This window comes from Pseudomonas onubensis (assembly GCF_965653655.1).
In the GTDB taxonomy this organism is placed as follows: Bacteria; Pseudomonadota; Gammaproteobacteria; order Pseudomonadales; family Pseudomonadaceae; genus Aquipseudomonas.
The window spans coordinates 1-7,723 of sequence record NZ_CBFHAZ010000168.1 but is presented as its reverse complement, the minus strand read 5'-3'; the positions used below and the strand labels follow the sequence as shown (position 1 = coordinate 7,723).

The following is a 7,723-nucleotide window of genomic DNA, read 5'->3' as shown; positions in this document are numbered from 1 at the left end:
TATTTTCAAGTCTTAAAAACTGGCTTTATAGTCGCGCCGCAGGCGAAGACGCGCACCGCGCTTTAAGGCAGGATACGACTACTGCGTCACCTGCTTCGCTCAACATAAAAAACACAGGGGGTGTTCAGTCCGTTAGAATAGCGTCATACGCAAACAACGCCGGTGCCCCGCCGGTGTGCAGGAAAATGATCGGGCCGTCCTCAAACCGCTGACGCCCGATGCCATCGAGCAAGCCGGCCATGGCCTTGCCGGTGTAGACCGGGTCCAGCAGCAAGCCTTCCTGGCTGGCTAATAGCTTGACCGCAGCCAGGGTACCGGCGTTCGGTTCGCCGTAGCGCGGGCCGAAATATTCGTCCCACAGGATCACTTTGAAGGCTTCGGGAATGTCCACGCCCAGCAATTCGGCGGTGCGTTCGGCCAGACCCTGTACCTTCGGGAACTGGGCTTCTTCGGTGCGCGACACGGTAATGCCCACCACCGGCAGATTCGGCAGCGCTTCGCTCAACGCCAGCGCGAGGCCGCTATGGGTGCCCGCGCTGCCCGAGGCCAGCACCACGGCGGCGAACTCAATGCCGCTGTCTTCGATCTGCCCGGCCAGCTCCAGTCCGGCGCGCACATAACCCAAGGCACCCAAGGCATTGGAACCACCGATGGGGACGAGGTACGGTTTTTTGCCGTTGCTGCGCAGGCGATCGGCGAGGGCGTTGAGTTGGTCGTCGACGTTATCGAGGTTTTCGACCAATTCGACTTTGGCGTCGAACAACTCCAGCAGCAGGCGGTTGCCGTTGCCGAGGTAGTTGGGGTCTTCGGTGCCGGTAGGGTTTTCCAGCAGCGCGACGCAGCCCAGGCCGAGCTTGGCGGCCAGCGCGGCGGTCTGGCGCACATGGTTGGATTGGATGGCGCCGGCGGTCACCAAGGTGTCGGCACCTTGGGCAATGGCATCGGCGGCCAGGTATTCAAGCTTGCGCAGCTTGTTACCGCCCATGGCCAGCGGCGTGGTGTCGTCGCGCTTGACGTAAATGTCCCTGCCCAGCCAGGCCGACAGCCGCTCGAGTTTTTCCAGGGCAGTGGCGCCACCCAGCAGTTCCAGGCGGTTAAAACGGTCGAGCTGTTGTTTGATCATGGCGACGTACAGTGGCTAAGGGATGGGGCGACTATAGGCAGGCACTTTTCAACCGGCAACCGCCAATCGCTTATAAGCTTTGGTAATTTGCTCGGCATGATTGGTTCTTAAGGCTGCTTCCTTGGCATGAAGTAAAGTAGGCGAAAATTTCAGCTATAAGCTTCAAGTGATAAGCCCCAAGTAAAAGCCCAGTCGCATTTACTTTCCGCTTGTGGCTTGCCGCTTCCCACTACCAAAGGTCCTACCGTGAGTGAGCGTTCCAGTCATTGGCAATTGCAGACCATCGTCAGCCAGCTGCGCAGCGCCCGGGATCAGTGGCGAACGCGCAATGGCCGCCTGAGTGGCGAGCACGGTGGCCGTGAGTTGCCGTCCCGCGAGGCGGTGGCGCAGATTCTTGAAGCGCTGTGCGGCGCGCTGTTCCCGATGCGCCTGGGGCCGGTGGATCTGCGTGAAGAAAGTGAAGATTTTTACGTCGGCCATACCCTCGACGTCGCCCTGAATGCCCTGCTGGCCCAGGCCCGCCTGGAGCTGCGCTACGCCGCGCGTCAGGGCGCCAAGGATGACAGCGAGGTCGACGCCCTGGCCATCCGGCTGATCCAGGACTTCGCCCTGGCTTTGCCCTCACTGCGCAGCCTGTTGGACACCGACGTGCTCGCCGCCTACCATGGCGACCCGGCCGCGCGTAGCGTGGATGAAGTGCTGCTGTGCTACCCGGGAATCCTGGCGGTAATACATCACCGTTTAGCCCATCACCTTTACCGTGCCGGGCTGCCGTTGCTGGCGCGCATCAGCGCAGAGATTGCCCACTCGGCCACCGGCATCGACATTCACCCCGGCGCGCAGATCGGGCCGAGTTTCTTTATCGACCACGGGACCGGTGTGGTGATCGGCGAGACCGCGATCATCGGCGAGCGTGTGCGCATCTACCAGGCCGTGACGTTGGGCGCCAAGCGCTTCCCGGCGGATGAGGACGGGCAGTTGCAGAAAGGCCATCCGCGCCATCCGATCGTTGAGGATGACGTGGTGATCTACGCCGGGGCGACGATCCTGGGGCGCATCACCATCGGCAAGGGCTCGACCATTGGCGGCAATGTGTGGCTGACCCGCAGCGTGCCGGCGGGGGCGAACATCACGCAGGCGAATTTGCAGCACGACGACGGTGCGCAGAAGTAGAGAATCAGCACAAATCCCCTGTGGGAGCGGCGGTGCGACGATTCGACTTGCTCGCGAAAGCGGAGTATCAGTCAGCAGATTCGTCGGCTGACCCACCGCGTTCGCGAGCAAGCCCGCTCCCACATTGTGAATGTATTCCAGATTCCAACCGATTTTCCCTCAGCCACCGCTGAACGATTTGCCATCCCCGCCCGTCATACCAATCCTTGAGCTAGTGTAGGAATTGTCTACCACTCAGCCCTGCGATTAGTCCCAAACCGCCTACCTATGTTTAACTTGAATGCTCGTTCAAGTTAAACCCGGTGGTTCGCTGCCCGCTCACAACAGGAGGCTTACCTTTGCTGAGTCCGTTATTTACAGCCACATCACACACCTTCGGGGTGCATCGTTCATGAGTGCATCGTCCACCCCATCCAGCGGCCTGGTGCGCATGAATGCGCCAGTTTTCTACTTTGCCGCCAGCTTCATCCTGCTGTTTGGCATCACTGTTATCGCGATTCCGCAACAGGCCGGTGCCTGGCTGCTGGCCGCACAAAACTGGGCGGCCAACACGGTCGGCTGGTACTACATGCTCGCGATGACGCTGTATCTGGTCTTCGTGGTGGTCACCGCGCTATCGGGCTACGGCAAGATAAAACTCGGTGCCGACCACGACGAGCCCGAATTCAGTTACCTGTCCTGGGCCGGCATGCTGTTCGCCGCCGGGATCAGCATCACGCTGTTTTTCTTCTGTGTCTCCGAGCCGCTGACGCACCTGGTGCAACCGCCTCAGGGCGCGCCGATGAACGCCGATGCGGCACGCCAGGCCATGCAGATTCTGTTTCTGCACTGGGGTCTGCACGGCTGGGGTGTGTTTGCCTTTGTCGGCATGGCCCTGGCGTACTTCGCCTACCGGCATAATCTGCCGCTGGCGCTGCGTTCAGCGCTGTACCCGCTGATCGGCAAGCGTATCAACGGGCCCATTGGTTATGCCGTCGATGGCTTCGGCATCATCGCCACGGTGTTCGGCCTGGGCGCCGACATGGGTTTTGGCGTGTTGCACCTCAACTCCGGTCTCGACTACCTGTTTGGCATCGCGCATACGCAGTGGATTCAGGTTGGCCTGATCACCTTGATGATGGGCGCCGCGATCCTCGTCGCCGTGGCTGGTGTCGACAAGGGCGTGCGAGTGATGTCCGACATCAACATGCTGCTGGCCTGTGCGCTGCTGCTTTTTGTGTTGTTCGCAGGCCCTACCCAGCACCTGCTCAACACCCTGATCCAGAACATCGGTGACTACCTCGGCGCCTTGCCGACCAAGAGCTTCGATGTGTACGCCTACGACAAACCCAGCGACTGGCTGGGCGGTTGGACAGTGTTCTACTGGGCCTGGTGGATCGCATGGTCGCCGTTCGTGGGCCTGTTCATCGCGCGTATTTCCCGTGGCCGTACCATCCGCGAGTTCGTCTTCGGCGTACTGTTGATTCCGCTGGGCTTCACCCTGGCGTGGATGTCGATCTTCGGCAACAGTGCCATCGACCAAGTGCTCAACCACGGCATGACCGCGCTGGGCCAGTCAGCCATCGACGACCCGTCGATGAGCCTCTACCTGCTGCTGGAAACCTACCCATGGAGCAAGACGGTAATCGCCGTCACGGTGTTTATCAGCTTCGTGTTCTTTGTCACCTCGGCCGACTCCGGCACCGTAGTGCTGTCGACCTTGTCATCCAAAGGCGGCAACGCCGATGAAGACGGGCCGAAATGGCTGCGGGTGTTCTGGGGTGCGATGACGGCGCTGGTCACCAGTGCCCTGCTGTTTGCCGGCAGTATCGACTCGCTCAAATCGGCGGTGGTGCTGACATCGTTGCCGTTCTCGCTGATCCTGTTGTTGATGATGTGGGGGCTGCACAAGGCGTTCTACCTTGAATCGCAGAAGCAGATTGCCCAGCTGCATTCGCTGGCGCCGGTGTCGGCGGCGCGCAAAGGCCGAGGCGGTTGGCGTCAACGCTTGAGCCAGGCCGTGCACTTCCCGTCACGCGATGAGGTGTACCGTTTCCTCGAAGCGACGGTGCGCCCGGCGATCGAAGAAGTGACGGCGGTGTTCGTCGAGAAAGGCCTGAATGTGGTGACTCAGCCTGACCCGTCCAACGACAGCGTCAGCCTGGAAATCGGGCATGGCGAGGAGCATCCGTTTGTATACCAGGTGCAGATGCGCGGCTATTTCACGCCGTCGTTTGCCCGCGGTGGCATGGGTTCCAAAGAGATCAACAACCGCCGTTACTACCGCGCCGAAGTGCACTTGAGTGAGGGCAGCCAGGACTACGATCTGGTCGGCTACACCAAGGAGCAGATCATCAACGACATCCTCGACCAGTACGAGCGCCACCTGCAGTTCCTGCACCTGGTGCGCTGACCCACCGATCGTTCCCACGCAGAGCGTGGGAACGATCAAATGCCCGCAAGCCCGCGTAATTAAAGGCTTTCTTAAACTTAATTTCATTCGTGAACTAAGTGTTTTGACTCCGAACTGTCATCTGGCCACTGCGTAATTGTGTGAAGCGTTTGACGCTTTCATTTCAGAACAGTGACGGAGACCGGTAACAATGAAGACGTTAATAAGCCCCATGGTGGGTGCCGCCATGGCGAGCTTTATGCTGTCCGCCCATGCCGATTTTATCGACGACAGCCACGCCGACGTGACCCTGCTCAACCGCTATCTCAACCAGCAAGGTCGTGACGTGGTGGGCAGCAACGCCAAGGCGCATAGCGTGCGGGATTGGGGCCAGGGTTTCGAGTTCAACTTCAAGTCTGGCTACACCGAAGGCCCGGTAGGTTTTGGCCTGGATTTGCAGGCGTTCTACGGCTTGAAACTCGACTCCGGCGGCGACCTCAACGACAAGGATCACCAGGTCCGTTACCCCGGCAGCATGTTCCCGTTGGACAACGGCAAATCCGCCGACCAGTTCGGTGTACTCAGCCCGACCTTCAAGATGCGTTTCGCCAAAGATGAATTGCGGGTTGGTACGCTGTACGGCAACAACCCGGTACTGGCCAACACCGACGGCCGCCTGTACCAGCAGACCAATACCGGCGTGCAGCTGGTTTCCAAAGACCTCAGCGACTTCACCTTCACCGGCGGCGATATCTTCAAGACCAAGATCCGCAACGAAACCGGCGACCAAGGCATGATCACCGCCGGCGGCACCCGAGAAAGTGATCGCTTCCTGTTCGGCGGTGCGGATTACACCGGCATTCAGAACACCACCGTGAGCCTGTGGTATTCCAACCTTGAGGACTATTACCAGCAGTTCTTCCTTGGCGCCAAGCGCCACGACGCGTTGAGCGTGGGCGCCATCGACACCGACGTGCGCGTGTTCCGCAGCCTCGGTGTGGGCGCCAACGCCGACGGCGATAAAGACTTTACCGGCGCCGGTCTGTATGGCGACGGCACCAGCAAAGGCCGCATCAACCAAACCACCGCCAGCTTGCTTGAGAGCTACAGCCTGGACGGCCACACCGTCGGCCTGGGCATCCAGAAAAACAGCGGCGACAGCGACTTTCCGTACCTCGATTCCGGCCTCAACAGTGGCGACAACCGCCAAGGCCCAGGCTCAGGCGCCGACACCCCGGCGCTCACCAACATGCAGTTGAATAAATTTCAACACGCCGGTGAGCGCACATGGCTTGCGCAGTACAAGTATGACTTCGGTAAGCTGGGCCTCAACGGCCTGACGTTCTCGGCCGCCTATGCCCACGGTGATGACATCCGCACCGTGCAAGGCACCACCAGCGAGTGGGAACGCAACATTGCCGTGGCTTACCAAGTACCGACCGGCACCCTCAAGGGCCTGGGCGTGACCTGGAAAAACGCCCACGCCAGCCCGGACATTACCGGTGCCACCGTCCAAGATGAAAATCGCTTGTATGTCAGCTATGTCGTTCCACTCTGGTAGTAAATTGCTGTAGAACGGAAGGGCAGGCTTAAGCGATTCAGCTGGTTAAAAGGCCTGGGAATAACCTTATTCCCGGGCCTTATTTGCCTACGTCCAAGAGAGGATTCGATGACTTACATTGCTGCCGAAAACCGCTATGAATCTATCCCGTACCGCCGCGTAGGCCGCAGTGGGTTGGTGCTGCCGGCACTGTCCCTGGGGCTGTGGCACAACTTTGGCGACAGCACCCCGATCGACACCCAGCGCTCCCTGCTGCGCACTGCGTTCGACCTGGGCATCAACCACTTCGACCTGGCCAACAACTACGGCCCGCCCTACGGCAGCGCCGAGATCAACTTTGGCCGCTTGCTGCGCGAAGACTTCAAGCACTACCGCGATGAACTGATCATCTCCAGCAAAGCCGGTTGGGACATGTGGCCCGGCCCTTACGGCCAGGGCGGCGGTTCGCGCAAATACGTACTGGCGAGCCTGGACCAGAGCCTGCAACGCCTGGGCGTCGACTACGTGGATATTTTCTACTCCCACCGTTTTGACGCCGACACCCCGTTGGAAGAAACCGCCAGCGCCCTTGCCACTGCCGTGCAGCAGGGCAAAGCGTTGTACATCGGTATCTCGTCTTATTCGGGGGTGAAAACCCGCGAAATGGCGGCGCTGCTCAAAGAGTGGAAAGTGCCGTTGCTGATCCACCAGCCGGCCTACAACCTGCTCAACCGCTGGATTGAAAAAGACCTGCTGGATACCACCGACGAACTTGGCGCAGGGGTGATTGCCTTCACACCACTGGCCCAGGGTTTGCTCACCGACAAGTACCTCAACGGCGTGCCAGCCGATGCGCGGGTCAACCGCCCAGGTGGCGGCTCGTTGCAGGCCAAGCACTTGTCTGAAGCCAACATTGCCCATGTGCGCGGGTTGAATGAAATCGCCAGGCGCCGTGGCCAGAGCCTCGCGCAACTGGCCCTGGCCTGGACCCTGCGTGACCCACGGGTGACCAGTGCCTTGATTGGTGCGAGCCGCCCGGAGCAGATCATTGAAAACGTCGGCGCGTTGAAGAACCTGAGCTTCAGTGCAGAAGAACTGGCGGAGATTGACCGGTTTGCGCAGGAAGGCGGGATTAACCTGTGGGAAAAACCATCCACTGCTGAATAAGCCGGCACAACCCGGTCAAAAATGTGGGAGCGGGCTTGCCCGCGAAGGCGGTGAGTCAGTCGATGAATGTATGAGCTGGTCCGCCGCTATCGCAGGCAAGCCAGCTCCCACATTTGATCTTCGGTGTGGCAAATTCACTCGGTCGTACTCGGTCAATGTGGGAGCGGGCTTGCCCGCGAAGGCGGTGAATCAGTCGATGAATGTATGGGCTGGTACACCGCTATCGCAGCATGGGTATCTACACAACTTTTGAAGGCAGCCAATTTCTCCTGTGGCGAGCAGGCTTGTCCTGCGTTGGGCTGCGAAGCAGCCCCAAACCCAGACGCTGAGTTCTTTCAGGAAAATTGCA

Annotated in this window: 5 protein-coding genes; 4 read left to right on the top strand and 1 reads right to left on the bottom strand. The window is 59.9% G+C overall.

Annotated features, from left to right (window positions below; all coding sequences use genetic code 11):
- Window positions 1-124: 124 nt before the first annotated feature.
- Window positions 125-1,123, bottom strand: a complete 999-nt coding sequence (locus ACTD9P_RS28910) for a D-cysteine desulfhydrase (RefSeq protein ID WP_438870322.1) — start codon at window positions 1,121-1,123, stop codon at window positions 125-127.
- Between the two features lie 246 nt (window positions 1,124-1,369).
- On the opposite strand from ACTD9P_RS28910, the gene epsC reads away from it, so the two are divergent.
- From epsC to mgrA, 4 genes are all read left to right on the top strand, one after another.
- Window positions 1,370-2,296: a serine O-acetyltransferase EpsC gene (gene epsC / locus ACTD9P_RS28905; RefSeq protein ID WP_138817314.1), complete on the top strand. Its 927-nt coding sequence runs from the start codon at window positions 1,370-1,372 to the stop codon at window positions 2,294-2,296.
- A gap of 430 nt (window positions 2,297-2,726) precedes the next feature.
- The gene (gene betT / locus ACTD9P_RS28900) at window positions 2,727-4,688 is read left to right on the top strand and encodes a choline transporter BetT (protein ID WP_178112753.1); all 1,962 of its coding nucleotides are present in this window, start codon (window positions 2,727-2,729) and stop codon (window positions 4,686-4,688) included.
- A gap of 211 nt (window positions 4,689-4,899) precedes the next feature.
- Complete coding sequence (locus tag ACTD9P_RS28895) at window positions 4,900-6,228, top strand: OprD family outer membrane porin (protein WP_438870323.1); 1,329 nt, start codon at window positions 4,900-4,902, stop codon at window positions 6,226-6,228.
- 108 nt (window positions 6,229-6,336) lie between these two features.
- Window positions 6,337-7,374 (top strand): L-glyceraldehyde 3-phosphate reductase, encoded by a 1,038-nt coding sequence (gene mgrA / locus ACTD9P_RS28890; RefSeq protein ID WP_438870321.1) that lies wholly within the window; start codon window positions 6,337-6,339, stop codon window positions 7,372-7,374.
- Window positions 7,375-7,723: the final 349 nt, after the last annotated feature.

Coding starts and splice junctions, on each gene's coding strand:
- mgrA (WP_438870321.1), top strand. CDS start 6,337: ATGACTTACATTGCTGCCGAAAACCGCTATGAATCTATCCCGTACCGC.
- ACTD9P_RS28910 (WP_438870322.1), bottom strand. CDS start 1,123: ATGATCAAACAACAGCTCGACCGTTTTAACCGCCTGGAACTGCTGGGT.
- ACTD9P_RS28895 (WP_438870323.1), top strand. CDS start 4,900: ATGGTGGGTGCCGCCATGGCGAGCTTTATGCTGTCCGCCCATGCCGAT.
- betT (WP_178112753.1), top strand. CDS start 2,727: ATGAATGCGCCAGTTTTCTACTTTGCCGCCAGCTTCATCCTGCTGTTT.